The sequence below is a fragment of the Parashewanella sp. 2304DJ23-3 genome (assembly GCF_056591695.1).
In genome coordinates this window covers 1,008,205-1,034,383 of the sequence record NZ_JBWQOH010000001.1, presented here as the reverse complement: position 1 = coordinate 1,034,383, position 26,179 = coordinate 1,008,205, and the positions used below count along the sequence as shown (strand labels likewise).

The window sequence follows — 26,179 nt, the reverse complement described above, 5'->3', positions numbered from 1 at the left end:
CATCAACAAAGACCTGCCCAATAGAGCATTTATTTCATTTATTTCGCTTTTTTAGTCGCATTGAGTTTTACACGGCGCCCTGAAAGGTTTTTCTCAGCAACAACTTGTTCACGAACATTATCCGTGCGTTCACGTTTCTTACTGAAGCTTCGGCGTTTTTGCAGTTGCTTCAATAACAAGTCGCGGTTACTGACTTCATAGCCTGGCACCATGATACGGCGAATTTTTTGGCCGATGAGCTTTTCAATATCCTTTAGAATGCGTTCTTCTTCGCGGCTCACAAATGAAATTGCGACGCCAGATTTACCTGCACGACCTGTACGGCCGATTCGGTGTACGTAATCTTCAGCTAAAAATGGCATATCAAAGTTAACTACGTATTCAAGTTCTTGAATATCAAGGCCACGAGCTGCAACTTCCGTTGACACCAATACTTTTAACTTACCTTCTTCAAATTCACGTAAAGCGCGACGGCGGCTGCCTTGGTTTTTTTCGCCATGAATCACTTTAGATGGAATTCCATCAAGGTTTAACTCTTTGTTTAAGCGGTCAGAGTCTTCACGTGTTGCACTGAAAACGAGAATCTTACTCCAGTTCTTTTTACCAATAAGCTCAGAGAGAAGTTCGCGTTTACGACGTTGCTCAACTGGATATACAACTTGGCTAATTGTTTCTGCCGTTGTGTTTTGCTTATCAACACTAATAACCTGTGGCTTATTCATTAGTTCGTTGGCAAGACGGTTTACTGCACTCGAAAAAGTCGCTGAAAACAGCATACTTTGCTTTTCATTATTAGTAGTTTGCAGAATCTTTTGAATATCAGCACTGAACCCCATATCTAATATGCGATCAGCTTCATCTAAAACAAGAAACTCAATATTCGCCAGACTGATATTACCTGCTGTCAAATGCTCAAGTAAACGACCCGGTGTTGCGACAATAATATCAACACCTTGTCGTAATTTGTCCGTTTGAGGGGCTGACTTTATACCGCCATAGACGGTTACTAAACTCAAAGGTAAATGCTTGCTATAAGCCGCAATATTTTCTGCTACTTGAGCAGCGAGTTCACGGGTAGGGACAAGCACTAATGCTCTGGCATTGGCTTTTTCTACAGGCTTAGGGTTCTCGACAAGCTTTTGCAAAATAGGCAGAGAAAAGGCTGCTGTTTTGCCTGTTCCTGTTTGAGCATTCGCAATAACATCATTGCCTCGACGAATAGCTGGAATCGCTTTTTGTTGAATAGGCGTCAACGTTTTATAGCCGCAATCAGCTACTGCTTGCAACAATTCAGATGGAAAACTAAATGACTCAAAGTTCATAGCAATAACCTTAAAATAACCCAAAAACCAGAACGGCGGCGGATTATACCAGAATAGCGCCAGATATGGCTATTTAGAACATCAAATAACCTTTAAAGAATATTACTGTAGACTACGGCTAGCCAAGATATCCCACAGATGATTAAGGATACCAGTACGCCTGCTGAGCCTAAGTCTTTGGCAAGCCCTGATAGAGGGTTTATTTCATAACTGATCCTATCAACCACGACTTCAATTGCAGTATTAATGATTTCAGCAAATATCACTAATAACGCCGTGCTCAAAAGTAGGAGCTTTTCATAAACGGAAATGTTCCAAATGCATACAATCAGTATCGTTGCGATAAGCAAGAGCATTTCTTGTTTGAAAGCGGATTCATTGGCGATCAGCCATTTAAATCCTTTTATTGAATTAACAAAAGCAAGTTTAAGCCGGGCCAGCCCCGTCGGTTTGTTAGTACTATCAAAAAGGGTCATTAAGATTTAGCCCCCAAAATAAAAGCTGCGGTGAAAAAAACTAATGAACCAAGAATAGTTTATTTAAGTGAAGGCTTTATGAATTATTTATTTTGCACTGTTTTGATACAGCACTCATACACATTCTCAATGCTAGTTTAATACGCAACAAATAGATGACGACTACTTCCTCAAGAGTTGATATTGGCGATTTTTTACTTTTCGTTTCACTGTCCGTATCGGTTTGGAGTTTTCCATATGATTTCTTACGTTACCCATTTATGTACCAGTTTGTTGTTTACCCCTGCAAATAAACCTGAACGTTTTAAAAAAGCACAATCTATACAATATGCCGACGGTGTTGTGCTTGATCTTGAAGATGCGGTTTCTAAAGAGCATAAAGAAGAAGCACGCAAGCAGTTATTTTCATATTTACAACAAAATAACGGTGTTGATAAAAAAGGCTTTATAGAAGCCATAAGGATAAACCCGATTTCTACATATTCAGGTTTACAAGATGTACTGGCAATGATCGATTCTGACATCATTCCCAAAGTCATTGTGTTACCAAAGGTTGAAAATGTTCAGCAGGTGGAACTTTACATTGAGTTGCTAACGACAAAACATCAGGTTAGTTCAGAGTTTATTGCGTTGATCGAAACAGCCAAAGGTTTAGAGAACGCCTACGATATTGCAAAACATGAACGAGTAGCGTCCATTGCTTTTGGGGGGGGAGATCTAACTGCAGATTTAGGTGCAAAGCTCACATTTGATTGCACACAAAGTTATCGTGCTCGTGTTGTTCAAGCTGCGAAAGCAGCGGGAAAGCAGGCTTTAGATGTACCGTATCTTAATTTTAAAGATACAAAAGGTTTAGAGCTTGAAACTAGGCAAGTCAAAGATCTTGGTTTTAACGGAAAGTTTGCAATTCATCCCGATCAAGTTAGCGTTATCCATCAAGTTTTTAGCCCCTCAGAAGCCGAAATCGAACATGCCAAAAGGGTGGTGTCTGTCTTTGAATCTGCCCATGGAGGAGCCTGCGAATTGAATGGCAAAATGCTCGATTTAGCCGTAGTTAAAAATAGTATTGTGCTGCTTCAGCGCTATAACAATTAGGAGTTAATAATGAATCATCGTTTTGGCTTCGAAGAGATACAAGAGTTATATCAAGCAAAACTCATGTCACCAGAAGATGCGATAGAGCAACATTTGCGAGATGCCGAACTTTTGACATTCGGTTGTTACGCTGCAACTCCAGTTGCATTAACCAAAGCACTGACTCAAGCTGCAAAGTCAGGCTTTTTAACTAAGCCTGTAAAGGCTTTTTTATTTCGAAGTGCAGCTGAAATCATCAGTATGTACAGGGATGTTGATGTACTTAAACACATTCATTTAATTTTACCTTTTATCGGTTCTGAAATAGGAAAGTTATTTGAACTCGCAAAGCAACACAGGAACGAAATTCAGTATCCTGAATACACACCCAGTCATTTTAGTTTGATGGAAAAAGGTTTGCTAAGTCATTATGGCGTGCCCGATGTTCATATGTTTCAAGTCTCTAAAATGGATAAGCATGGGTATTTTAGTTTTGGGTTGGATGGCAGTTTTTCTATCCCAATGTCTCAGTGTGCGAAACAAGTTATTGTGGAGGAAAATCCCAATTTTCCTTTTACTTATGGTGATGGGTTAATCCATATTTCAGATATCGCTGGTATTGTTTCACATGAGAGTGATTTACTGACGCTTCCTACTAAGCCTGCTACCAGTGTAGATAAAGATATTGCCAATTATATCTTGCCGTTTATTCATGATAATTCTTGTATCCAACTTGGTATTGGCGGTGTCCCCAATGCCGTAGGTGAAGAGTTGAAAGATAAAAATGATTTAGGCATTCACACAGAGCTTTTAAGTGACTCTCAACTCACACTCATTATGAATGGCAATGTGACGAATAAATATAAGCAGATTAACCGTCACCATACTGTGTTTAACATCACGATGATGCCTAACCAAGAACTTTATGATGCTATGGATGCTAATCCAACAATCTTATGTTACCCCGCATCTTATGTGAATGACCCAAATACAATTGCTAAAAATGACAATATGGTGTCGGTGAATTCATTTGTAGAAATTGATCTCTTTGGTCAAGTCTCCTCTGAATCCATTGCTTGGCATCAAATTACAGGGACGGGTGGCCAAGTTGACTTTGTCAGGGGCGCTAGAGCGTCTAAAAATGGTAAAAGTTTTCTAGCAGCACATTCAACTGTTAAGGGTGGTTCGATTTCGAAAATTGTACCAAAGCTCAATAATATTGTGACTACAGCACGAACCGATGTTCAATATGTGGTGACTGAACATGGTTGTGCCAATTTAGAAGGTTTATCTAATCATGAACGAGCTAAGGCTTTGATTCAGCTAGCTGCCCCTGAGTTTAGGGAGCAATTAATATTTGAAGCTAAGACGATGGGATTACTGGCATAAATTAGGAGGACACATGTTTTCAGCTTATGCAAAGTTAGGTGACAAGCGATACTCTGAGGTTTTTGGTTTGGATTTTGAGCAATTCGATGTTGGACAACATTTTGTTCACCGTCCCGGTATTACTGTTTCTCAGCAAGATAATACTGATGAAGCTCTTGATACCGTTAATGCCGCTCAACTGCATTATGATGCTCATTATGCTGAGCAGACTGAGTGGAAGCGTTGCCTAGGAGTGAGCACGCTCACATTGCAAAAAATGATAGGCTCGAGTTGGAAAACCTTTGCTCGAAAATATCGTATTTGCCAATTTGACAGTATTGCAATGGTCCATCCGGTTTATGGTGGTGATACCCTTTACTGCGAAAGTAGAATTGTAAAAACTGATCCGTTAGAAAAAGAGTCAGCTTATGGATTGGTCGTGGTTGAAGCGAATGGTTTTAATCAAGAGCATACACTTGTTTCGAAAGTCCAATATCAAGTGTTAATTTTCAAACAAGGATTGCACCCATATTACAGTCAGCCTCAATTTGATTATGGATTAAATTTTCCTAAATTCAGTGCCTATCGCACGGATGGGACAGGTAGTCTGATTGAACAAGCTGGTATTGATTTTGAAGATCTCGAAGTAGGTGAGACTTATTGCCATGCTCCTAATAAATTTGTGACGGCACATGAATCACATCGTCAAGCATTACGCTCATTGAATTGGGACCCGATGCATATTGATCCGCATTATTGTGAAACGTACTTTGCCGACGACAAACTCATTAAAGACTGCCCATTACCTGAGACTTACTTGTTAGGTGCGATTACCGCTGGTACCACACGTACTTTTGGAAAAGTGGTGGCGAATTTAGGGTGGACAAATATTAAGCTTAACCGTCATGTTGTACCTGAAGAGTATTATCGAGTGGAATCGACCATTTTAAGTAAGCGCAGTTCGAATTCCAGACCTACTCAGGGTATTGTTCAAGCGAAAACACAATGCTTTGATAAAGAAGAAAAGCCCTTATTGTCCTACGATAGGACATTTTTGGTGTACAAAAGAGACTTGGGTCCATACCGTGCTGCTGGTTATTAGAGGTAAGAGACAATTTACGAAGTTTTAAACCCCGAGCAGTCATTGAATAAATGAGTACTCAGGGTTTAACATTGATTAAATCGCTTCTGTTGCGCGTTTCAACCAAGCAAGATCTTCATCATTCAAATGAGAAGACAGGTTTGTTAATACAGTTGTATGATAGCTGTTTAACCAGCGGATCTCTGCTTCAGTCATCAGTGACTTATCAAGTAAATGATGGTCGATAGGGGCCATCGTTAATGCTTCAAATTTCAGCATTTCACGCTCAGGCTGGAATAGCTTGGTGCATTGAGTAACGTATATAAGGTTTTCTATTCGAATGCCAAATTCATTGGCACGGTAATATCCCGGCTCGTTAGAAATGACCATACCTTCAAGTAATGGTACGGCATTGCCTTTAGAGGCAACACGCTGCGGTCCTTCATGTACGTTTAGGTAGTGGCCAACACCATGGCCTGTACCGTGATCGAAATCGAATCCATATTGCCATAAGTATTGACGCGCAAGCGTATCGAGCTGCTGACCAGATGTGCCTTTAGGGAAGCGAGCTTTATCTAATGCTATGTGGCCTTTCAGTACCAAAGTGAACATTTGCTTTTGTTCAGCTGTGACTTTACCAATGGCTACCGTTCGAGTGATGTCGGTTGTGCCATCAAGGTACTGTGCACCTGAATCTACCAAATAAATTGAATTCATTGGCATGATAGCGGGCTTGCCATTCATATGGTTGTAATGGCACATGGCTGCATTACCGCCAACGGCAGAAATAGTGTCAAAGCTAGGCTGTTGATAAAGGGAATCTAACTTTCTGAAACTTTCTAATTTATCCGCTAGCTGGCCTTCATCGTAAAGGTTACCGAAGTGGACTTCTCTATCAAGCCAGGCTAAGAATTTAGAAACCGCAACACCATCACGAATATGACAAGCTTTCATTCCTGATAATTCAGATTCGTTTTTCTGCGCTTTGATGATGGCGATAGGATCGTCCGTAGCAACGAGCTGAGCACTGTGTTTTTCAGCTGTTAACTGTGTCCAAGCATTGGCTGTGTTTGGATCGGCCAGTAGTTTTTTACCTTCAAGCAAGGCTAAGTGATTTTGAAGCTCTGTCTCTGCGTAAAAGGTGACACCTTTACCCACATGCGCTTCGATATTGTCTGGCAACTTATTTAAGTCAACGAATAACTTAACTTTACCTTCGTTATCGATTAATAGCGTTGATAGCACTACAGGCAAGCGTGGCACATCGTTACCACGAATGTTGAGTAACCAACAGATAGAATCTAGTGCTGTGATTAACGCAACATCAGCATGATGCTCAGTAATTTTTTCTGCGATGAGAGTGCGCTTTTCTTGACTGGTTTTTCCTGCTTTTTCATTAGCAAAAATATGAATTGTATCGGTAGGCTTTACTGGGCGTGACTGCCAGCATGCATCGATAGGGTTTTTTTCAACTGAAACCAGTTCAATATCTGCCTTTGCAAGTGCAAGCTCGGCATTTTTGAACCATTGATAAGTGTGCAACTTAGCATCAACGCCAACCTTGCTGCCTGCTTTTAGATGTTGAATCAACCACTGAACTTGAGGGGTGTCAGTTAGGCTTTCAAAATCGAAATGCTCAGCGTCTACTTGTTGACGAACTTGAACGGTATAACGACCATCAGTAAAGATCGCCGCTGTACGTTTTAAAATGATGGCAGCACCGGCTGAACCAGTAAAACCTGTTGTCCATAGTAAACGTTCATTGTGTGCAGGAACGTATTCACCTAGGTATTCATCAGCTCTAGGTACAATAAAAGCATCAATGCTTTGGTTGCGCATCTCTGTGCGGACGGCATACAGACGTTCAGCAATGGCAGTATTCGCAGCCATAGTCTCTCCATCATAAGGTAGGGTAAGTGTTTGGATTATCGCTCTTTGCGAACAATGAATGCAAGTCATCCAAAATCTAAAAAGTGACATTTAGAGTGGTTTTGTATACTTTATCCTCACAAGTGTCCAATAGGAGAATAATAATGACAATCGGAGTAGGTGGTTCAACGGCAAAGGTTGAACTGGAAAAACTGCATGATATGACCCAAAAACTGGCGCCTGTTTCGCTGGATGAGTTCAATCAACGAATTATTCAAGCACAACAGTTAATGCAAGCTAATGGCATCGATGCAGTTTACTTAAATGCTGGTACCAATCTTTATTATTTTACGGGCACTCAATGGTATGCCAGTGAGCGTATGGTCGCTGCATTATTAACAGCTAGTGGTGAGCTAATTTATATTGCGCCTGCATTTGAGTTAGGTACATTAACCGATTATATGTTGGTAAAAGGTCGTGTTGAAACTTGGCATGAGAATGAAAGTCCATATCAACTTTGTCATAAGGTTCTCGCTGAGTTAGGGCTTGCTGAAGGGACGATTGGAATTGATGAATCTGCTTCATTCTTCTTTTATGATGGGTTAAAGCAAGTAAGCCCACAAATGACCTTTGTTAATGCTAAACCTGTAACGGCGGGATGTCGTACTCAAAAGTCAGAGTCTGAACTCACTATTTTACAGTGTGCTAAAGACATGACTTTAGAAGTTCATAAAGCGGTTGCTCGGATCCTATATCTTGGGATCACAACTCAGGAAGTCGAATCTTTTATCAATCAAGCTCATAAAGCGGTAGGTGCTGCATCTGGGTCCTATTTCTGTATTGTACTGTTTGGTGAAGATAGTGCCTATCCTCATGGTGTTAAAAACCCAAAACGATTAGAATTGAATGATATTGTACTCATTGATACAGGGTGTGAGTTGCATGGTTACCATTCTGATATCACTCGTACTTATGTCTTTGGTGACGCAAGTACAAGGCAGCGTGAAATATGGCAAGTTGAGAAACAAGCGCAACAAGCTGGGTTTGAAGCTGCTCAGTTAGGGCAGTCATGTGCTAGCGTTGATAAGGCTGCTCGTGATGTTATTGCTGCGGCTGGCTTCGGTCCTGAATATGAGCTACCAGGATTACCACACCGTACCGGTCATGGCATTGGTTTAGATATTCATGAATGGCCTTACCTCGTTGCTAGCGACTCTACGGTATTAGCCGCAGGTATGTGTTTCAGTAACGAGCCAATGTTATGTGTTCCCGGTGAGTTCGGTGTTCGATTAGAAGATCATTTCTATATGACTGAAAACGGTCCCAAATGGTTTACTGAACCATCGCATTCTATTGATGATCCATTTGGTTATGAAAAGTAATTTTATTTTTGTTACTCAACCGGAAAATTGAAGTAAGTGTCGGGGAATGGTTCGTGCTTTTTCGTGAAGTGCCACCATTCCTCTTTTAATGGAATGAAGCCGTGCTTGGTCATTAATGTTCGGAGTAATAAGCGATTGGCTCTTTGTTGCGTAGTAATAGAGTGCTCACTTGGCCAAGCTTTACGACCAAAGTAATCAAACCCTGTCCCCATATCTAACGCCTCGCCAGTTTTCAAATCAATGATGGTCAAATCAACTGTGCTACCTCTACTGTGCCCTGACTTTTTTGCGATATAGCCAAGGGGAAATAAACGGCTTTTTTTTAAATTTGGGTAATGCTCTTGCTTAGTGGCGGTATTTTTTGATTTTGACCAAGCAAAGAATGCATCTACAGCTTTAGTAGGGCGGTAAGCATCATATACTTTCAACCCAAGATTCAAAGGTGTTAAGTCTTGCTGAACCAGAGCCAATGAATTAATGGCCGGTTTCGTTAAAATACACTTATTAGCAAGATAACCGGGAACTTTCTTACCAGTAAAATTATCAGAGCTTAAGTATTTAAGCTCAACTTTTAGCGACGGTATAGTGAGCGAGCAGTAGTCAAAGCCCACAGGGAGCTTTGCAACGCTATAAAACGAAATTGAAAGTAGGATGAAAAAAAGCCATTTACGCATTTCTTTATTCACCTTTTAGTTATCTGGTCGCTTTGATTTTGAGCGATTTATAAATATATTGCGTCTATTTCATTTGTTGTCCGTAATGCCCTTGTGGAATTAGCAGGGCATTGATAAAGTTAGTGCAAAATATGCAGAATGATGCTCTATTGACTTAACCATATCGATATTGAATCTAATTTCAAAATGATTTGGTCTGTAAGGCACAAAAGCTTAAGCTTTGGTTAAGCAATTCTTTTTATTACTCTCTAATTTGTTGGGTAACTGCATCTATACTCATTTGCATTGGGGTGTGTTTAGCTCAAAGCTATATCAGCGGGCTAACAATCAATATTGGCAATGCTGGTTGCTCTGTAAAGAGACAGTTTTGAGCAATTGTTGGGTTGTTAACAACCCTCCTTAAGGCGAGTTTAAATGCTTGCTAAGTAAACACTAACTTATGCAAATTGGTATTATTTAACGGACTTTTAATTTTCAGTTTCATCGAGTACAGGCAGGATACATGTTCAAAAAGCTGCGCGGTGTTTTTTCAAACGATCTCTCAATCGACTTGGGAACAGCAAACACATTAATTTACGTTCGAGAGCAAGGCATTGTTTTAAATGAGCCTTCAGTGGTTGCAATACGTGGTGAGAGAAGCAGTTCTGGCCAAAAATCGGTTGCAGCTGTAGGTACTGAAGCGAAACAAATGCTCGGTAGAACACCTGGTAACATTCAAGCAATTCGACCTATGAAAGACGGGGTTATCGCTGATTTCTATGTTACCGAAAAAATGCTTCAACACTTCATTAAGCAAGTACATAACAGCAACAGTTTCTTTAGACCAAGCCCACGAGTGTTAGTGTGTGTACCTGTTGGTGCTACTCAGGTTGAGCGCCGTGCGATTAAAGAATCTGCAATGGGTGCAGGCGCACGTGAAGTGTACTTGATTGAAGAGCCGATGGCGGCAGCAATTGGTGCGGGTTTACCTGTTTCTGAAGCAACAGGCTCTATGGTTGTAGATATCGGTGGCGGTACCACAGAAGTTGCTATTATCTCTTTAAACGGCGTAGTTTATTCTTCTTCAGTACGTATTGGTGGTGACAAGTTTGATGATGCAATCATCAACTATGTACGACGCAATTACGGCAGTTTAATTGGTGAAGCAACAGCAGAGCGTATTAAACATACTATTGGCACTGCTTATCCTGGTGATGAAGTATTAGAGATCGAAGTACGAGGCCGTAATTTAGCGGAAGGTGTACCTAGAAGCTTTACCTTGAATAGCAATGAAATTTTGGAAGCACTTCAAGAGCCTCTATCTGGCATCGTGAGTGCGGTAATGGTTGCGCTGGAACAATCTCCACCAGAATTAGCCTCTGATATTTCTGAGCGTGGTATGGTGCTGACAGGTGGTGGTGCATTACTTCGTGACTTAGACAGGTTATTAATGCAAGAAACGGGCATTCCAGTTGTGGTAGCAGAAGATCCACTAACTTGTGTTGCTCGTGGTGGCGGTAAAGCCCTTGAAATGATCGATATGCATGGCGGCGATCTGTTCTCTGAAGACAGTTAATACAATTGGATTGTTGGCGGTTTGATGCCGCCTTGCGCTTATGAAGCCTATTTTTGTTCGTGGAATCTCACATCAAACACGACTGCTTATTGCCGTCGTATTATCGATCATGTTGATTGGTTCTAACCATCTGTTAGAACCACTCAGAAACTCACTTTCAACCTTACTTACGCCCTTACAATATCTTGCTAGCGTCCCTGGTAAAGTACTTGATTACTCAGCAGAAAGCATTGCTACACGTGACATGCTGGAAAAGCAAAATAAACAGCTTTTACGGCAGCAGTTGATGATGAGTGAACGACTACAACGTTATGAGCATCTGTATCAGGAAAATGAGCGGCTGAGAATGTTGCTTAAATCGCCTATCCGTATGGATACACAAAAAAAAGTGGCTGAGGTGATAGAGGTTGCCAATGATCCATTTCACCAATATGTGGTGCTCAATAATGGCAGTGATGATGGTGTATTTATCGGTCAACCTGTCATTGATGGTCAAGGTGTAGTTGGTCAGGTCGTTCAAGTTGATAAATTTACCAGTCGAGTGCTATTGCTGTCTGACACGACTCACGGCATTCCGGTCAGAATTACTCGTAATGATGTGCGTTTGATTGCGAACGGTACTGGTGAGCTCGATGTGATTGAGCTTAAACACGTGGCTAAAAGTACCGATGTGCGAGTGGGTGACTTGTTAGTTACTTCAGGTTTAGGACATCGTTTCCCTGAAGGGTACCCAGTAGCTCGAGTCACAACAGTTGAAAAAAATGCTGGGCAAAACTATGCACAGGTATTGGCTCAACCCTTAGCTGCATTAGATCGCATTCGGTATGTGTTATTAATTTGGCCGGGTAATAAAACGGTTTCAACTTCTAACAGTATGGAGGAGAAACAATGATATATGATACGGCGACGGGGCGATTTTTTGCTTGGCTAACGTTTCTTGCAGCAATGGTTTTACAGTTGATGCCAATACCTGAAGTGGTTGAACAGTGGCGTCCTGATTGGTTATTGCTGGTCATGATTTGTTGGGCGCTACATAGACCACATCGTTATGGCGTACTCACAGCTTTTGTTCTCGGTGTACTGCTTGATGTTCTCTTAGGAGCCACCCTCGGTATTCGAGCGCTCGCATTTTCAGTTTGTATTTATTTAGTGTTGTTTTATCAGCAACGTTTAGTGAACTTCCCAAGATGGCAACAAGCGTTGGTAGTCATGGTGATTATGATCATTTATCACCTGATTGTGTTTTGGGTAGAGTTTATTCTCGGTAATGCGGTTTTTGATTTTTCATTATTTTATCCAGCCATCATTGGCGTGGTTTTTTGGCGTTGGGCCTATTGGGTGATTCGAAGGATTGCCTTGAAGTATAAAGTGAATTGATATGAATTTAGTATTGGCCTCAACGTCTCCGAGGCGCAAAGAGTTGCTCGGGCAATTATTGCAGCTTGAACCACAGCAAGGTTTCAAGTGTGTTGCCCCTAATATTGATGAAAGTCAGTATGATAATGAGGCCGCTGATGTTTTCGTAAAACGTTTGGCTTTAGAGAAAGCTCAAGAAGGTCTGCGACTAGTCGCAGAAACCGATGCAGTGGTCCTAGGCTCAGATACGATTGTCGTGCTTGGGGAAGTTATTTTAGGAAAACCTAAAAATATCGAGCATGCAATTGAAATATTATCAGTACTATCCGGTCAAACTCATAAAGTGATGACGGCTGTAGCATTGGTTTCTGAAAATAAAACATCAGTAGAATGTGTTGAAACACAAGTTAACTTTTCAAATTTGACGCATCAAGATATTGTAGCTTATGTGAATACTAAAGAGCCGATGGATAAAGCGGGTGCTTACGGTATTCAAGGCATCGGTGGTACATTTGTTAAGTCCATTCAAGGTGATTATTCCGCAGTAGTTGGCCTGCCATTGGCCACAACTAAAAAATTATTAACTGCGTTCAAATAGAGCTTAGGCGGTTTACATGAACCAAAGCGCAAGACAAAAAGCAAGCAGTAAAATGGGCTCGGAACTGCTCATTAACGTTACTCCAACTGAAGCCAGGGTGGCTTTGGTTGAGCATGGCTCTTTGCAGGAAGTTCATGTTGAGCGCAGGATGAAGCGCGGATTAGTTGGCAATATTTACAAAGGAAAAATCAGTCGAGTATTGCCTGGCATGCAAGCCGCCTTTGTTGATATTGGTTTGGATAAAGCCGCATTTCTTCACGCATCAGATATTGTGCCTCATACCGAGTGCGTCGGTGAAAATGAAAAGGGTAACTTTGTCGTTCGCGATATTGCTGAATTGGTTAAGCAAGGCCAATACATTATGGTACAAGTGGTTAAAGATCCACTGGGCACCAAAGGCGCTCGTTTAACAACAGATATTACGTTACCTTCTCGTTACTTAGTCTTTATGCCAGGAGCCAGCCACGTTGGCGTTTCTCAGCGTATTGATGAGAGTGAGCGTGACCGCTTGAAATCCATTGCTGAACCATTTGTTGATGAAGATGGTGGTTTTATTATTCGCACTGCTGCTGAAGGCGTAGGTGAAGATGAAATAAAACAGGATGCTGCATTTTTAAGGCGAGTTTGGGGGAAAGTAATCGAGCGTCGTCGCCGAAAAGGGGCATGTTTGTTGTATCAAGATTTGCCATTGCAAGTTCGCATAGTGCGGGATTTTGCGGGCACTGATCTTGATAGAGTACAAGTCGATTCGCAAACAACATTTGAGGAACTCACCCAGTTTGCTGATGAGTTTATGCCTGAAATTGCCAACAAAATTGAGCACTTCACTGGACCCTCACCGATCTTTGAATTGTACGATATTGAGAATGAAATTCAGCGTGCATTAGAGCGAAAAGTTGATTTGAAGTCAGGGGGGTATTTGATCATCGATCAAACGGAAGCCATGACAACGATTGATATCAATACAGGGGCATTTGTTGGTCATAGAAACCTCGAAGAGACAATTTTTAATACCAATTTAGAAGCAACAAAAGCAATTGCTCATCAGCTTAGGTTGAGAAACTTGGGTGGCATCATCATCATCGACTTTATTGATATGCTCAATGATGATCATAAACAGCGGGTTTTACACAGCCTCAATAAAGCCCTAGAAAATGACCGAGTTAAAACGGGCGTCAGCGACTTTTCTGGCTTGGGCTTGGTGGAAATGACCCGTAAACGCACACGTGAAAGCTTAGAGCATGTGTTATGTGAAGAATGCCCTGTTTGTCATGGTGTGGGCAGTATGAAGACGGTAGAAACGGTTTCTTATGAGCTTTTCCGTGAAGTGATTCGTTTAAATCGCGCTTATAGTGCAGATGAATTTATCATTTACAGTTCTCCTGCGGTACATAACAGCTTGTCAGGCGATGAAAGCCATTTAGTTGCAGAGCTTGAAGTGTACGTCGACAAACGTATTCGTATTCAAGTTGAGCCTATGTATGCGCAAAATAAATATGATGTGGTGATGATCTAGTGAACAAGTATCTGACCACAAATTATCTTACATTTTCTGTCGTCCATTTTCAGTGCTCTACGGCGTTGCAACTTCGGTTACATAGCTACGGCTATGCGCTCTTTGTTACGCCTTGTGCTGCACTTAATCTGATCGACATAAGTCTGAATAAACTCATGGTCAGGTACTTATGACTTTCAGCCTTTCAAAACTAGGACGGTTTTGCTGGAAGTTACTAGCGACATTTTTAGTGTTGTTTGCGTTAGCAGTCAGTTTGATTCGTGGCTTATTGCCACACTTAGACAGTGTTCGCCAAGAGCTCGTTAGTTTTGTTGATGCTGAGTATCAAATTAAAGCGCAAGTGGGTGAAATCTCTGCTCATTGGCAAGCCTATGGTCCAGTTGTTACCGTAGATAATTTAGTCTTACCAGAGCAAAAACATTTACCGGTTGCGATAGATCTGAAACAAGTGGAATTTAAACTCGACTTTTGGCAGACGTTACTGACGTTATCGCCACAAATTGAAAATGTGAGAGTCGATGGTGTTAACGTTAAACTTGATCTTGATAGACTCACTCAACCTAGCGAGAAAATTGACGATGCAGAGGTTGCTCACGCACGTGATGAGCCTGAAAGTTTAGATTGGCTTTATGGCTTGTTACTTGAGCAACTTAATCAGTATTCATTGTCAAACATTCAAGTAAAAATCTTGAGCCAGAAACATGATTTTCGTCCTATCCATTTACAAAATTTCCATTGGCTCAATCAAGGCGAGTTGCATCAAGGTCAGGGACAATTATTACTCGACAGTACAAAAGCTGCGAATGAATATTTACAGTTAAAGTTTCGCTTTACTGGTGATGGTTATGAACCTATCACGGTAAAAGGGCATGCATATTTGGCTGCTAACTCCTTAGATATCGGCCAGTGGAGTGCTCGTCATAAGGCGATGAACAAAGATGTTAATGCCCCCCACATGCAAGGTGTGGTGAACTTACAAGCTTGGGCTGATTTTTCGTTGAGAAAATGGCAATCGGCGTTAGTCAGCTTTTCTCCAAGTTGGCTCCAATGGGGCTTAGGTAATCATGAGCAAAAGTTCGAAATTAACAAGGGCTTGCTGGCATGGAAACATGATGAGTCGAGTCGATGGCGTGTCCGTAGCCAAGATTTTGAACTTGTGAGTAATGGCAAGCCTTGGAAGGATTTTTATCTTGATGCAGATTACCAGTTTGGTCATTTTAGTTCACGTTTATCGACCATTGATGTTGCCGCCCTTGAGCCATTATTGCCTCTTTATCCGTTATTAGACGAGCATACGCTCAGTCAATGGCATTCGTTATCACCGCAAGGCCAAGTTGGTCCTATCAACTTAAATTATTCTGCGGACAAAGGGCTTGATGTTAAATCTAACATTAAGCAGTTATCTTGGAGTGCTTTTAAAGGCATACCAGGTAGCAGTCCAGTGAGTGCCGATATTGAGCTTCAAGGTTCTGAATTAACAGCTAAGTTACCAAGTCAAAACTATAAAATTGATTTCGGTGGTATGTTTGTAAAACCATTATTGTTCAATGGTAAGCCGATAAATGCCAGTTTCAATTTTGATTCTTTACAGTTACAAATACCTGAATTGAATTTTAGTAATTCAGATATCGTTCTCAATGCCAAAGCGTTACTCGATTTTAAGTTGCAAACCAGTATGTCGCTAGCGGCATCCGTTAATATTAAAGACGTCAGTAAGGCACATCTTTATTTCCCTGTTGAAGCGATGGGTCACGATTTAAGTGATTATCTAGCATCGGCGTTAAAAGCGGGTAAAGTGCCTCAAGCCAATGTAGTTTGGAATGGTAATTTCAGTGATTTTCCTTATGCAGGTCATGAAGGTATTTTCCAAGCAGGATTTAAGTTAAAAGAAGGTAAATTCCGTTTTCAACCGAACTGGCCTGCAATAACTCAGCTTGATTTGAATGCCTTGTTTCAGAATGAACGCATGGATTTATGGGTGAATAAGGGCAAGTTGGTACATGTTAATGCAGACGGTGCCCACGTATTTATTCCTACTTTAGATGAAAAAGCTGAGCTTGGTGTTCAGGCTGAGCTTGATACGAAAGGTGAAGATGCAACGGAAGTATTACAGTCTTCAGCGCTGTCGGATTCCGTTGGTGAAGTGCTCAAAGTTGTTCAAGTTAATGGGCCAATCAAAGGTACATTAGATCTTAATATTCCACTCTATGAAGGTGGAAAAGAAAATATTCGTGGCCAGGTCGAACTCAAGAATAATCCTGTTTATGTATCAAAGCCTGGGATTGATTTAGTCAAGGTAACTGGGAAAATCCGATTTCATAATGATGTCGTCGAAGGTGACAATGTCACTGCCAAACTATTTGAACAACCTTTGCAGTTTTCATTTGATACTGGGCCAATGCACTCGGGTACTAAGTTGGTGGTCAACTTAGATGGACAATGGAATTTAGACAAACTGCCAGTAACATTAAATAATCCAATGCAAGAATACTACCGTGGTAATGCAGATTGGAAAGGCAAATTAAAGGTTTTGTTCAACGACTCTGGTTATAGTTTACAAGCCAATGTTCACTCAGATTTGTTAGGTACTCAGCTTAATTTGCCAGATCACTTCCTAAAGAAAAAGGATGAACGACGACTGTTTCAAGCTGAGTTTGTCAGTAATAATGACAATGCGACATTAGGTTTTAAGTTAGGTAGCCAGTTTGAGTTTTGGGGACAGTTAGATCCAAAGACAGGCGATAAGCTGAAGTCTTACGATTTAATGATTGGTCGTTTGTTTAAGCCGGGTGATCGTTTAATGACGAATGATGGTCATTTGTATATGGATGTGGGACAAACAAACCTCAATGATTGGTTACCGATTCTAGATAGCTTTGCGACATCAAAAAAAGGCAATGAGCAAACTACTGCCAAAAGAAATAATGAAGCGTCGAGTGATGGCTTTTTCCCGCCTTTGAATCAATTAGTCGTCAAAGCTGATGAACTCAATGTTTTTGGGCAACCTTTAAAGCAGCTCTCCATGACTGGACGAAAAATCTACAATACTTGGCAACTTAATGCTGACTCGGATGAGTTTAAAGGCCAAGTTGACTTTTATCCTGACTGGGAACAACAAGGCATTAAGATAACCGCAGAAAAGCTATATCTATTTGCTGATGATGAGTTAAATAAGCTTGATGAGACCGTTGATTCTGAAAATCTGAACGTGATACCTGCCATTGATATTAAAAAGAACTCAGAAGTCTTAGATGTGATACCACCTATTGAGCTTACAGCATCTGATTTTTCATTTATGGGCTATAAACTTGGGAGTATTAATTTCCAAGGGCGAAAAGTCGGTCAGGATTACCAAGTAGAAAGTTTAACTCTGGCAACGCCAGACACTAAAATTACCAGCACAGGCACATGGTTTGCGAAAGACAATAGTGATACTGATGCAACGCAAATGCACTTCAAAATTCATGCAAACAAATTTGATGACTTAGCAAAGCAATTTAATGTTGACCCTGGTATTCGAGATTCAGAGTTAAATGGTGACTTCAAACTCAGGTGGCAAGGTGCACCGTATGACTTTCATGTAAGTCGACTTAATGGTGATGTTCATTTTAAATTAAACAAAGGTCACTTATCAGAAGTCAGTGACAAAGGGGCGCGGATCTTCTCTTTGTTTAGTTTAGATTCATTGCTACGAAAACTGTCTTTTGATTTCTCAGACGTGTTTGGTAAAGGGCTTTATTACAATACGTTTAAGGGCGATCTCAGAATAGACGATGGTGTTGTAAAAACGACGAATACTAATATGGATGCGGTAGCAGGCACAATGAAAGTGCGTGGTTATACAGACTTAATGCAACAAAGCTTGAATTACGACATTCGCTTTTCACCTAAGTTGGCTTCTAGTGTTCCGACGGTGGTACTGCTCAGTACCAGTGCTTGGACGTTAGGCATTGGCGCCTTTGCTCTCACTAAGGTTCTTGAACCTGTAATTGAGGTGATTTCAGAAATTCGCTTTAGGCTAACAGGGACGATGACTAAGCCAAAACTGGAAGAGCTAGAACGTAAGAGTAAAGAAATAGAAATTCCAGAAGCCGTTTTAAAGAAAGCTTATCCAGAAGCCTTAAAGAAAAAACAAGAAAATGAGGCGAAAAAGCAGACTAAATTAGAGGGAGCAAAAACGGGTCGTTTGGATGCCGATAACTCGAATCAACAGTCTGAAAAGAAAGAATCCAAAGCTATGCCAAAAGAAAATATTCTGAATATCGCTCCTCTTCAGCCATCCATTAAGGAGGCTGAAAACGGTAAAGAACAAAAAGAAAATACATCCCCAAACAACATTCCTTTGGAAGAAAATCAACAACAGAACATCAGTTATCTGAGAGGGTATCGTTATGCAGATCAGTCTATTGCAATGCCAAAGCAGCAAAGATGTTCAGGAAAACCTGAGCTTTATTCGCTCGCAGCTTGAGTTGTTACCCCGAATCAAAGATGAACCACAGCTCGTCGTCTTACCTGAATGTGTCTTATTATTTGGTGGGCATGAGAGCATGCAGCTGGCTGCTTTAGGTGATGGGTCTGAAAACCCTTTAAAGCAGGCCTTGGCTAATATCGCTAAAGAATATGATGTTTATTTAATTGCAGGCTCTATCCCTGAAAAAGCGCTTCACAATCGAGTATACAGTCGTTGTTATTTTTTCAGTCATCAAGGTGAAGTGCTTGGCAGCTATGACAAAATCCATTTATTTGATGTCGATGTTGCCGACGGTACGAAAACCTATCGCGAGAGTGATACCTTTTGTCCAGGTGAAAGAGTTACTGTAGTTGAGACACCTTTTGGTAAAATAGGGCTCGCAATTTGCTATGATTTACGCTTTCCTGAACTGTTCCAAGCGTTGCGTGCAAAGGGGGCTGAGTTCATTGCGTTGCCATCGGCTTTTACTAAAGTGACTGGTAAAGTGCATTGGCAAGTATTGTTGCAGGCAAGAGCCATTGAAACTCAGAGCTATATTTTAGCGGCGGCACAGTGGGGACAGCATGCCTCTGGTCGAAGAGAAACTTGGGGGCAAAGTATGATTGTTGATCCTTGGGGAGAGATTATCGCCCAAAAGCCAGAAGGTACAGGCTGGATACAAGCTACGCCTGATATGGCACAATTAGAATTAGTAAGGCAGCAAATGCCAATCACGACTCAAAAACGTTTTGAGTCACCTACACTAAAGTAAATAATTCGATCGTTTAAGATCATAAAAAGAGAACTGAATTTGATGTTAACCCAAGTGGGCAAAAGTTTACTCGGTGATCAACTGAGTCTGGATGGTTTAGACCATTACCTAAAATTGATTCATCAGCACAACATTGATTTTGCTGATCTGTATTTTCAAGGTAGCCGTCATGAATCATGGGTGCTGGAAGATGGCATTATCAAAGAAGGCAGCTTTCACATCGAAAGCGGCGTAGGCGTTAGAGCCATTGCTGGTGAGAAAACGGGTTTTGCCTATTCTGACGACATTACCGCTGATGCACTTGAATCTGCAGCCCTAGCTGCTCGTGGTATTGCCGCTGCCGGTGGAGAAACACAAGTTCAGGTGGCCAAAGCAAGCAAAGTTAAATCACTTTATACCGCAGATGATCCGATTGCTGCTATGGCCGAAACGCCTAAAATCGAGTTACTCAAGCAAGCAGATGCGTATATTCGCAGCCTTGATAGCCGGATTTCACAAGTTGTGGTGAGTCTGTCTGGTGTGCATGAGGAAGTGCTAGTAACTGCGACAGATGGAACATTGAGTGCCGATATTCGCCCACTCGTTCGTTTTAATTGCAGTGTGATTCTTGAAGAAAATGGTAAACGTGAACGTGGCGGTTCTGGTGGCGGTGGTCGTCATGATTACAGTGTGTTGATGGCGAGTGCTGATGATGGCTTACCAATGTGTTTCCAGTTTGCACGAGAAGCGGTTCGTCAAGCACAAGTGAACATTAATGCCATCGATGCTCCGGCTGGTGAAATGACCGTCGTACTAGGTAGCGGTTGGCCTGGTGTATTACTACATGAGGCAGTAGGGCATGGGTTAGAAGGTGACTTTAACCGTAAAGGTTCCAGTGCGTTTAGTGGTCGTATTGGTGAGCAAGTCGCTTCAACTTTAGTGACTGTAATTGATGATGGCACCATGGTAAATCGCCGCGGCTCATTGTCTATTGATGATGAAGGTACACCTACACAGCAAACGACGTTAATTGAAGACGGTATCCTTAAAGGTTATATGCAAGATAAGCTCAATGCTCGCCTGATGGGAGAAAAATCAACGGGGAATGGTCGTCGTGAGTCTTATGCGCATTTACCGATGCCACGTATGACGAATACCTACATGAAAGCGGGGGGATCTGATCCGCAGGAGATTATCAAGTCTGTTGAAAGCGGTGTTTATGCACCTAATTTTGGTGGCGGACAAGTGGACATTACTTCGGGCAAATTTGTCTTTTCAGCTTCTGAAGCCTACCTCATTGAAAAGGGTGAGATCACCCAAGCAGTAAAAGGCGCAACATTAATTGGTAACGGCCCTGAAGCTATGAGCCAAATCAGTATGGTAGGCAATGACTTAACCCTCGATAAAGGTGTTGGCGTCTGTGGTAAAGATGGTCAAAGTGTCCCTGTGGGCGTTGGCCAGCCTACGCTGAAGCTAGATCGTTTAACTGTAGGTGGAACAGCTTAACTTTTCTTTTTTCAACTCTTCAAATCTATGTTGATGCTTTTTTTGTTCTTTTCTTTAAAGCATCAACATTTTCCCTAGCTTAAACATTGTTCATATAGCGTGCAATCTTTAGTTTGAATCTCTATCGTTCAATAATTGTTCTCATCTAAACTGTTAATTAATAGGTTTAATTTTCTTAAATGTTCTAGCTTGTTCTTTCTTGAGGCTTTATGGCGAAAGTTAAAACTGATTTAAGCTCGATTTCTTCTTTTAGTGCAGCAGGACTAAAATTAGGAACAGGTGATAATCTTGAAAAAGATTATCAGGGCAGTGTATCTTTTAAAGCAAATGATGGAGGAGAAGTAGAATTCCAATTTAAGTTTAAAGATTGGAGAGTTGCTGAGGTTGTTTGTTTTAGTAATAGCAAAGATTTTGATTTAGAGTTTTTAAGGAAAGAAGCAAAGCAAACAATAATCAAATCGGTTCAGGCTCTCACCCAGAGCAAGATAGGTTGGAGTATAATTTCAAGATTTCGTGTAGCTCAGCCTATTATAAAACTACACTCTGAAGCTGATCATGATATTTTCGAAAGCGAATCTATTGCAGTAGAAGAAGTTGCAAAAGCAGACGATGCTACATCATCGAGTGACTATAGACCATCTGACTCCTCAAGGACTAGCTCTATAAGTCAACCCCCTTTGGCGAGTTTGTTAGGAAGTTTTCATGATGGAGCTAATTCACATGGTGAATGCTCTAATTCTATTTCATCAAATGTAAGTTCAGCCACTACGGGGTTGTCAAAAGACTCTTTAGTAAACAATTCATTACCATTTGATATTCCCCATATTGACTCAACAAAATCACTGCCTACAAGCTTGGACTCTACACCCGCTAAATTGAGTGCAAGTAAACGTGAATGTTTAATGTCGCTGAGTATTCATGAAAATAGCTACAGGGGCTCATCTGAACTATCTAATGTAAAGTTTTATAGGTTGAGTTTTGAGCATGTTAAGAATAGAAGAGAGTTGGATATAGCCTTTAGCAAAGCAAAGCAATACGAAACTGAATTACGAAAAGTTAAAGCAGAGTTGCCTACTCTTACTTCAGCACCTTCTAATGTAGATGTATTAAATTGGTTTATATCAATATTCGAACTTGCGGAGCAAAAGCTAGCCGTTTCAGATGATATATCTAAGCAGTTACAAGCTTGTTATTTTGCTTTGGGTTGTATTTATTTCAATTCTGATAAATCGTTAACTGACTCTGAAAATAAACAAGTCTTAGCTTTTAAAAACTGGCATAAAGCAGAAAAGCTTGGATGTACCAAGAGTAAAAAACTCATAGAGCAAAATGTTGATGAGCGGGTTTTAGCTGCTCTTGAAATTGCAATTGGAAATAGCGATGTAACGTATGAATACGAAGAATGTATATATTGGCTAAACGTAGCTATGACTCTATCTGGTTATAAGAACTCAGATATTGATTTTCATAGATTTAAGGTAACTTTTTCAAGTAATAATTATACAAAGGAACAGATTGCCAAGGCACAAGAACTTGAGTTAACGCAACAGCTATTAATTTGGAACCTAAAATGTACCATTGAAAACTTAGAAAAAGAAAAGAGCTCAAAAGCTCGAATTAAGGTGAATCAAGCATACTTAAAACTTGGGCAATATATGGCAGAGCGTTACCCTGAAAAGGAATTTTTAGAATTTTCAGTTTTAGGTTGTCAACTCATGATGGTTGCAAAGAGGGCTGGTTTGCAAACTGATGAGTATTTTTTGGAACAAAAGTATCAATCCGTTTTGACAGAATGTTTACTTCAAGCAGAAAAGGCGACTGATGATTCACAGCGAGAACTATGGTTGGGTCATATTATTGAGCTAAGTGAATTTGATGAGTATACAAAAAAGACATGCATGGAAAAACAAGAAAGACTTACGGCGAAAACTATTGAAGTTCAAGGAAAGCAAGTTTTACTGGAGGTTCCGAAGTCTGTCATAAATGAACAACAGTTACTTTATTGGTATCTATTAAACCCAAAAGCTGTGAAACCTTTTGCGAGAGAAGAACAGGATGCTGTAAAAGCTGCTTTGCATAAAGAAATTGTTAAAGTGTCTTTAGCTCAAATGAGTCGTGCTTATGATTCAGAAATAATACTAATGAGTGTCCTTAAACACTTGTGTTGCATTGATGTAAAGCAAGATGAAGAGTGGCAGAGAGTGCAACTTTGCATAAGCTCTGACTTGATTGAAAGAGGACTTACAGATGCTGAAGTCGATAGTGAAAAAACGTGGGAACACCTAACACATTCTTTGGAAGTTGCTAAAATGGTGTCAAGACAGCATCTTGAAGTTTCAAGGACTAAAATTGATAAGGAAGAAAGAGATTTCTTAATTGCTTTACAAGATAAATTGCATAAAAACTGCGATTTCATTCTACCCTTTTTAGATTTTGATAATTGCTCTAAACAACAGGCACTTTTATGGGGAGTGAATGCTTTACACCGACTTTGTAAAGATGACTATAAAGAGATGGAACAATTGGGAGTGTCATATCAGAGGCTTGCTAAATATAGTTTCCAATTACAGGGATTTGTTCCTGATATGGAAATTTATGGCTGTATGTTTGCTCTCAGAGGAGGAAAGTTTGAGGCCAGAGAGCTTCTTTTAAAACATTTAGATTTAGGGCTTTCTTTGTTGAAAGAAAAATATTCGAATAGCTCAAACCCTCAAGAAAAATTGTTTTTGTATAAGAGGTTACTAAATTTAGCCTTGGTCAAAGGGTACGACAGAACTGAAAGCAGCTTTGAGCTAGAATCTAATGCCTTAAAACTCTATTGTGAAAATCTACTTCAATTATTTAAAGCCTCCAACGGTAGAATGCCAAGTGAATGTTACATATTAGATTCTTGTGAGCTACTGAAAAATCATTTAAAAAAGCGAGAATTTAGGATAAAAACTATCAAAACAGCCAAACAAAGAAGGTTTGAAGTTGATTCTAAGTTAAGTGCTACTATTGAAGGTGGGCTTGAAGACTTTGAGCAACGAGCGGATAAAGGGACTTATGATCTGAAAGAGCTTTTGTCGAAATGTAACTCGATAATTAAAATAAAGAAATCTTCTTTAAAATTCTCTGAGCGATAAGGGCAATTAAGAGACAATTTCTTAACTACCCCGAAATTTTCACAGAGTCTCGTTAGATTTCACTTCTCAAGTATTTAAACAATTCTCTCGCTGTCTTAGCTTCAGACCCTTTCTCTAGTTCTTTATTCGCTTTTCTAACCAATTGACGCAGTTTCTGGCGGTCTAGACTTGGATGTTCAGACACAAGCTCAAAGATTGCTGAATCACCACCTTCAAGTAATTGCTTTTGGAGCTTTTCGAATTTAGCGACTTGTACGCTTTCATTACCTAAGGTGTTTTTTACTTGATTCAGTTTTGTCTGAAGTTCATCTAAATCAATATCACGCATCAATTTGCCAATAAATTGCTGGTGGCGACGATATGCTTCAGTTTTCGGTTTAATGGTCTTCAGTTTTACTAGGTTATCGTAAAAAAACTCATCAAAATCGAGTGCATCAATTTGTTTCATGCTCAATGCTGCAAGTTGCTCACCGAACTTTTGAATATCTGCACTTTCTTTTTTGTAATGCCCACGACTAATATAATCATCGTTGTCATCATAAGGCTGTTTATTTAACTCAGCTTCATCAATAATTTTCATAAGATTTCATTTCATAAACTTCAATGACCATATGATATCACGTCAGGAAATATTTCGGCACAAACGGTGATATACTTCAATCAATAGAATAAATATCCAAAGAGCAGATTCGTGGCATCACATCAAATTGATAAAGAATTAGATAGTTTAAAAAATGCTGTATCAACAGCATTAGATTATGCAAAGCAATTAGGTACTGATGCGGCAGAAATGGCCATCAGTAAGCAGCAAGGTTTATCGGTTTCTACTCGTATGAAAGAAGTTGAAACGGTCGAATTTAATAAAGATGGTGCACTTGGCATTACGGTTTATCGTAATGGTAAAAAGGGCAGCTCATCAACCTCCGATTTATCTCCTGATGCGATTGAGAAAGCGGTAAAAGCTGCTGATAGTATTGCGAAATTTACCAGCAGTGATCCATGCCATGGCCTTGCAGACTTGGATTTAATGGCCACTGAAAATCCAGACTTACAACTGTTTTATCCTGAAGAGTTAAGTGCCGAGCAACTGACGGAGTTAGCGATAGAAGCTGAAACCAGTGCTTTGGCGTTCGATAAAAATATTAAAGCCTCAGATGGTGCAAGCGCAAATGCACACACGGGTATTAAAGTGTACGGCAATAGCCATGGCTTTTTAGAGGGATACTGCAGTTCTCGATACAGCTTAAGCTGCGTCAGCATTGGTGCCGATGAGCAAGGCGGTATGCAGCGTGATTATGATTACACCGTTGCTCGCAAATATTCTGATTTAGTCTCTCCAGATATCATTGGTGAAAAATCTGCTGAGAAAACCGTATCTCGACTCGGTGCTCGTAAAATTCCAACAGGCAAATTGCCCGTATTACTGTCTCCAGAAATTGCGACAGGGTTTATTGGTCATTTTGTTGGTGCTATCAGTGGTAGTTCTTTATATCGTAAGTCTAGTTTTTTACTTGATTCATTGAATACTCAAGTGTTCCCTGAGTGGTTTTCCATTGATGAACAGCCACACCTTTTAGGTGGCTTAGCCAGTGCGAATTTCGATGCAGAAGGTGTGGTGACAAGAGAGCGTAAAATAGTCAGTGCTGGTGAGTTACAAACCTATCTCCTCACCAGTTACTCAGCTCGTAAGCTCAGTATGAACAATACAGGGCACGCTGGTGGTATATACAATTGGACATTAAGTCATACCGGTCAGACGTTCGATGAGCTTATTAAACAAATGGGCACAGGTCTAATTGTTACAGAGTTAATGGGACAAGGTGTTAATCCAGTGACAGGAGACTACTCTCGTGGTGCTGCTGGTTTTTATGTTGAAAACGGTGTGATTGTTCATCCTGTGGAAGAAATCACCATTGCTGGAAATTTAAAAGATATGTATCTCAATATTCAAGCCGTGGCAAAAGACAGAGATTTACGCTCTTCAATTCGAACAGGCGGAATCTTGTTAAGCGAATTACAAATTGCAGGTAATTAACTTATTGAAAAGGCGCAGATAGCGCCTTTTTTTTACTTAAA

19 protein-coding genes are annotated in these 26,179 nt (G+C 40.5%); 14 read left to right on the top strand and 5 right to left on the bottom strand.

Translation table 11 applies throughout. The features are described from left to right. Positions 1 to 38: 38 nt before the first annotated feature. Both AC1EU2_RS04535 and AC1EU2_RS04530 read right to left on the bottom strand, forming a co-directional pair. Entirely contained in the window at positions 39 to 1,322 is a 1,284-nt protein-coding gene (locus AC1EU2_RS04535) for a DEAD/DEAH box helicase (RefSeq protein ID WP_480296800.1), read from the bottom strand. 92 nt (positions 1,323 to 1,414) lie between these two features. Then, positions 1,415 to 1,798 carry a diacylglycerol kinase gene (locus AC1EU2_RS04530; RefSeq protein WP_480296799.1) on the bottom strand — a complete coding sequence of 128 codons (384 nt, stop codon included), beginning with the start codon at positions 1,796 to 1,798 and terminating at the stop codon, positions 1,415 to 1,417. 237 nt (positions 1,799 to 2,035) lie between these two features. On the opposite strand from AC1EU2_RS04530, the gene AC1EU2_RS04525 reads away from it, so the two are divergent. From AC1EU2_RS04525 to AC1EU2_RS04515, 3 genes are read left to right on the top strand one after another with little or no spacing between them, the layout of a single operon-like run. Next, positions 2,036 to 2,893, top strand: a complete 858-nt coding sequence (locus AC1EU2_RS04525; RefSeq protein WP_480296798.1) for an HpcH/HpaI aldolase/citrate lyase family protein — start codon at positions 2,036 to 2,038, stop codon at positions 2,891 to 2,893. Between the two features lie 9 nt (positions 2,894 to 2,902). Continuing rightward, the gene (locus AC1EU2_RS04520; RefSeq protein ID WP_480296797.1) at positions 2,903 to 4,261 is read left to right on the top strand and encodes an acetyl-CoA hydrolase/transferase family protein; all 1,359 of its coding nucleotides are present in this window, start codon (positions 2,903 to 2,905) and stop codon (positions 4,259 to 4,261) included. 13 nt (positions 4,262 to 4,274) lie between these two features. Then, the gene (locus AC1EU2_RS04515; protein ID WP_480296796.1) at positions 4,275 to 5,342 is read left to right on the top strand and encodes a hypothetical protein; all 1,068 of its coding nucleotides are present in this window, start codon (positions 4,275 to 4,277) and stop codon (positions 5,340 to 5,342) included. A 75-nt stretch (positions 5,343 to 5,417) separates the two neighbouring features. Here the strand turns inward: AC1EU2_RS04515 and AC1EU2_RS04510 are convergent, their stop codons facing one another. Then, the gene (locus tag AC1EU2_RS04510) at positions 5,418 to 7,211 is read right to left on the bottom strand and encodes an aminopeptidase P family protein (protein ID WP_480296795.1); all 1,794 of its coding nucleotides are present in this window, start codon (positions 7,209 to 7,211) and stop codon (positions 5,418 to 5,420) included. Between the two features lie 143 nt (positions 7,212 to 7,354). On the opposite strand from AC1EU2_RS04510, the gene AC1EU2_RS04505 reads away from it, so the two are divergent. Further along, positions 7,355 to 8,572 carry a M24 family metallopeptidase gene (locus AC1EU2_RS04505; protein ID WP_480296794.1) on the top strand — a complete coding sequence of 406 codons (1,218 nt, stop codon included), beginning with the start codon at positions 7,355 to 7,357 and terminating at the stop codon, positions 8,570 to 8,572. An 11-nt stretch (positions 8,573 to 8,583) separates the two neighbouring features. Here the strand turns inward: AC1EU2_RS04505 and AC1EU2_RS04500 are convergent, their stop codons facing one another. After that, a complete protein-coding gene (locus AC1EU2_RS04500; protein ID WP_480296793.1) occupies positions 8,584 to 9,246 on the bottom strand; it encodes a M15 family metallopeptidase in 663 nt (220 codons plus the stop codon). 502 nt (positions 9,247 to 9,748) lie between these two features. Here AC1EU2_RS04500 and AC1EU2_RS04495 point away from each other — a divergent pair. The 9 genes from AC1EU2_RS04495 (at position 9,749) to AC1EU2_RS04455 (ending at position 24,103) form a co-directional block, all read left to right on the top strand. Next, positions 9,749 to 10,801 (top strand): rod shape-determining protein, encoded by a 1,053-nt coding sequence (locus tag AC1EU2_RS04495; protein ID WP_129948498.1) that lies wholly within the window; start codon positions 9,749 to 9,751, stop codon positions 10,799 to 10,801. Positions 10,802 to 10,841: 40 nt separating this feature from the next. Beyond that, positions 10,842 to 11,693 carry a rod shape-determining protein MreC gene (mreC, locus tag AC1EU2_RS04490; protein WP_480296792.1) on the top strand — a complete coding sequence of 284 codons (852 nt, stop codon included), beginning with the start codon at positions 10,842 to 10,844 and terminating at the stop codon, positions 11,691 to 11,693. Continuing rightward, entirely contained in the window at positions 11,690 to 12,178 is a 489-nt protein-coding gene (mreD, locus tag AC1EU2_RS04485; RefSeq protein WP_480296791.1) for a rod shape-determining protein MreD, read from the top strand. The genes mreC and mreD overlap by 4 nt, the downstream gene beginning before the upstream one ends. Position 12,179: 1 nt before the next feature. Continuing rightward, complete coding sequence (locus AC1EU2_RS04480) at positions 12,180 to 12,755, top strand: Maf family protein (RefSeq protein ID WP_480296790.1); 576 nt, start codon at positions 12,180 to 12,182, stop codon at positions 12,753 to 12,755. A 52-nt stretch (positions 12,756 to 12,807) separates the two neighbouring features. After that, complete coding sequence (gene rng, locus AC1EU2_RS04475; RefSeq protein ID WP_480297077.1) at positions 12,808 to 14,271, top strand: ribonuclease G; 1,464 nt, start codon at positions 12,808 to 12,810, stop codon at positions 14,269 to 14,271. A 169-nt stretch (positions 14,272 to 14,440) separates the two neighbouring features. Next, positions 14,441 to 18,739: a YhdP family protein gene (locus AC1EU2_RS04470; RefSeq protein WP_480296789.1), complete on the top strand. Its 4,299-nt coding sequence runs from the start codon at positions 14,441 to 14,443 to the stop codon at positions 18,737 to 18,739. Further along, positions 18,663 to 19,493, top strand: coding sequence for a carbon-nitrogen hydrolase family protein (locus AC1EU2_RS04465; RefSeq protein WP_480296788.1), 831 nt, complete (start codon positions 18,663 to 18,665; stop codon positions 19,491 to 19,493). Before AC1EU2_RS04470 ends, AC1EU2_RS04465 begins: the two co-directional genes overlap by 77 nt. A gap of 42 nt (positions 19,494 to 19,535) precedes the next feature. Further along, positions 19,536 to 20,978: a metalloprotease TldD gene (gene tldD / locus AC1EU2_RS04460; RefSeq protein WP_480296787.1), complete on the top strand. Its 1,443-nt coding sequence runs from the start codon at positions 19,536 to 19,538 to the stop codon at positions 20,976 to 20,978. A 209-nt stretch (positions 20,979 to 21,187) separates the two neighbouring features. After that, positions 21,188 to 24,103: a hypothetical protein gene (locus tag AC1EU2_RS04455; protein WP_480296786.1), complete on the top strand. Its 2,916-nt coding sequence runs from the start codon at positions 21,188 to 21,190 to the stop codon at positions 24,101 to 24,103. Between the two features lie 52 nt (positions 24,104 to 24,155). On the opposite strand, the gene yjgA is transcribed toward AC1EU2_RS04455, so the two are convergent. Then, positions 24,156 to 24,683: a ribosome biogenesis factor YjgA gene (gene yjgA, locus AC1EU2_RS04450; RefSeq protein WP_480296785.1), complete on the bottom strand. Its 528-nt coding sequence runs from the start codon at positions 24,681 to 24,683 to the stop codon at positions 24,156 to 24,158. Between the two features lie 111 nt (positions 24,684 to 24,794). Here yjgA and pmbA point away from each other — a divergent pair, with 111 nt between their 5' ends. Next, the gene (pmbA, locus tag AC1EU2_RS04445) at positions 24,795 to 26,138 is read left to right on the top strand and encodes a metalloprotease PmbA (RefSeq protein WP_480296784.1); all 1,344 of its coding nucleotides are present in this window, start codon (positions 24,795 to 24,797) and stop codon (positions 26,136 to 26,138) included. Positions 26,139 to 26,179: the final 41 nt, after the last annotated feature.

Bases quoted from the DNA above. Each gene is read 5' to 3' on its own strand.
- tldD (WP_480296787.1), top strand. From the start codon at position 19,536: ATGTTAACCCAAGTGGGCAAAAGTTTACTCGGTGATCAACTGAGTCTG.
- AC1EU2_RS04530 (WP_480296799.1), bottom strand. From the start codon at position 1,798: ATGACCCTTTTTGATAGTACTAACAAACCGACGGGGCTGGCCCGGCTT.
- AC1EU2_RS04470 (WP_480296789.1), top strand. From the start codon at position 14,441: ATGACTTTCAGCCTTTCAAAACTAGGACGGTTTTGCTGGAAGTTACTA.
- AC1EU2_RS04465 (WP_480296788.1), top strand. From the start codon at position 18,663: ATGCAGATCAGTCTATTGCAATGCCAAAGCAGCAAAGATGTTCAGGAA.
- AC1EU2_RS04520 (WP_480296797.1), top strand. From the start codon at position 2,903: ATGAATCATCGTTTTGGCTTCGAAGAGATACAAGAGTTATATCAAGCA.
- AC1EU2_RS04535 (WP_480296800.1), bottom strand. From the start codon at position 1,322: ATGAACTTTGAGTCATTTAGTTTTCCATCTGAATTGTTGCAAGCAGTA.
- AC1EU2_RS04480 (WP_480296790.1), top strand. From the start codon at position 12,180: ATGAATTTAGTATTGGCCTCAACGTCTCCGAGGCGCAAAGAGTTGCTC.
- mreD (WP_480296791.1), top strand. From the start codon at position 11,690: ATGATATATGATACGGCGACGGGGCGATTTTTTGCTTGGCTAACGTTT.
- mreC (WP_480296792.1), top strand. From the start codon at position 10,842: ATGAAGCCTATTTTTGTTCGTGGAATCTCACATCAAACACGACTGCTT.
- AC1EU2_RS04495 (WP_129948498.1), top strand. From the start codon at position 9,749: ATGTTCAAAAAGCTGCGCGGTGTTTTTTCAAACGATCTCTCAATCGAC.
- AC1EU2_RS04455 (WP_480296786.1), top strand. From the start codon at position 21,188: ATGGCGAAAGTTAAAACTGATTTAAGCTCGATTTCTTCTTTTAGTGCA.
- AC1EU2_RS04515 (WP_480296796.1), top strand. From the start codon at position 4,275: ATGTTTTCAGCTTATGCAAAGTTAGGTGACAAGCGATACTCTGAGGTT.
- AC1EU2_RS04510 (WP_480296795.1), bottom strand. From the start codon at position 7,211: ATGGCTGCGAATACTGCCATTGCTGAACGTCTGTATGCCGTCCGCACA.
- rng (WP_480297077.1), top strand. From the start codon at position 12,808: ATGGGCTCGGAACTGCTCATTAACGTTACTCCAACTGAAGCCAGGGTG.
- AC1EU2_RS04525 (WP_480296798.1), top strand. From the start codon at position 2,036: ATGATTTCTTACGTTACCCATTTATGTACCAGTTTGTTGTTTACCCCT.
- yjgA (WP_480296785.1), bottom strand. From the start codon at position 24,683: ATGAAAATTATTGATGAAGCTGAGTTAAATAAACAGCCTTATGATGAC.
- AC1EU2_RS04500 (WP_480296793.1), bottom strand. From the start codon at position 9,246: ATGCGTAAATGGCTTTTTTTCATCCTACTTTCAATTTCGTTTTATAGC.
- AC1EU2_RS04505 (WP_480296794.1), top strand. From the start codon at position 7,355: ATGACAATCGGAGTAGGTGGTTCAACGGCAAAGGTTGAACTGGAAAAA.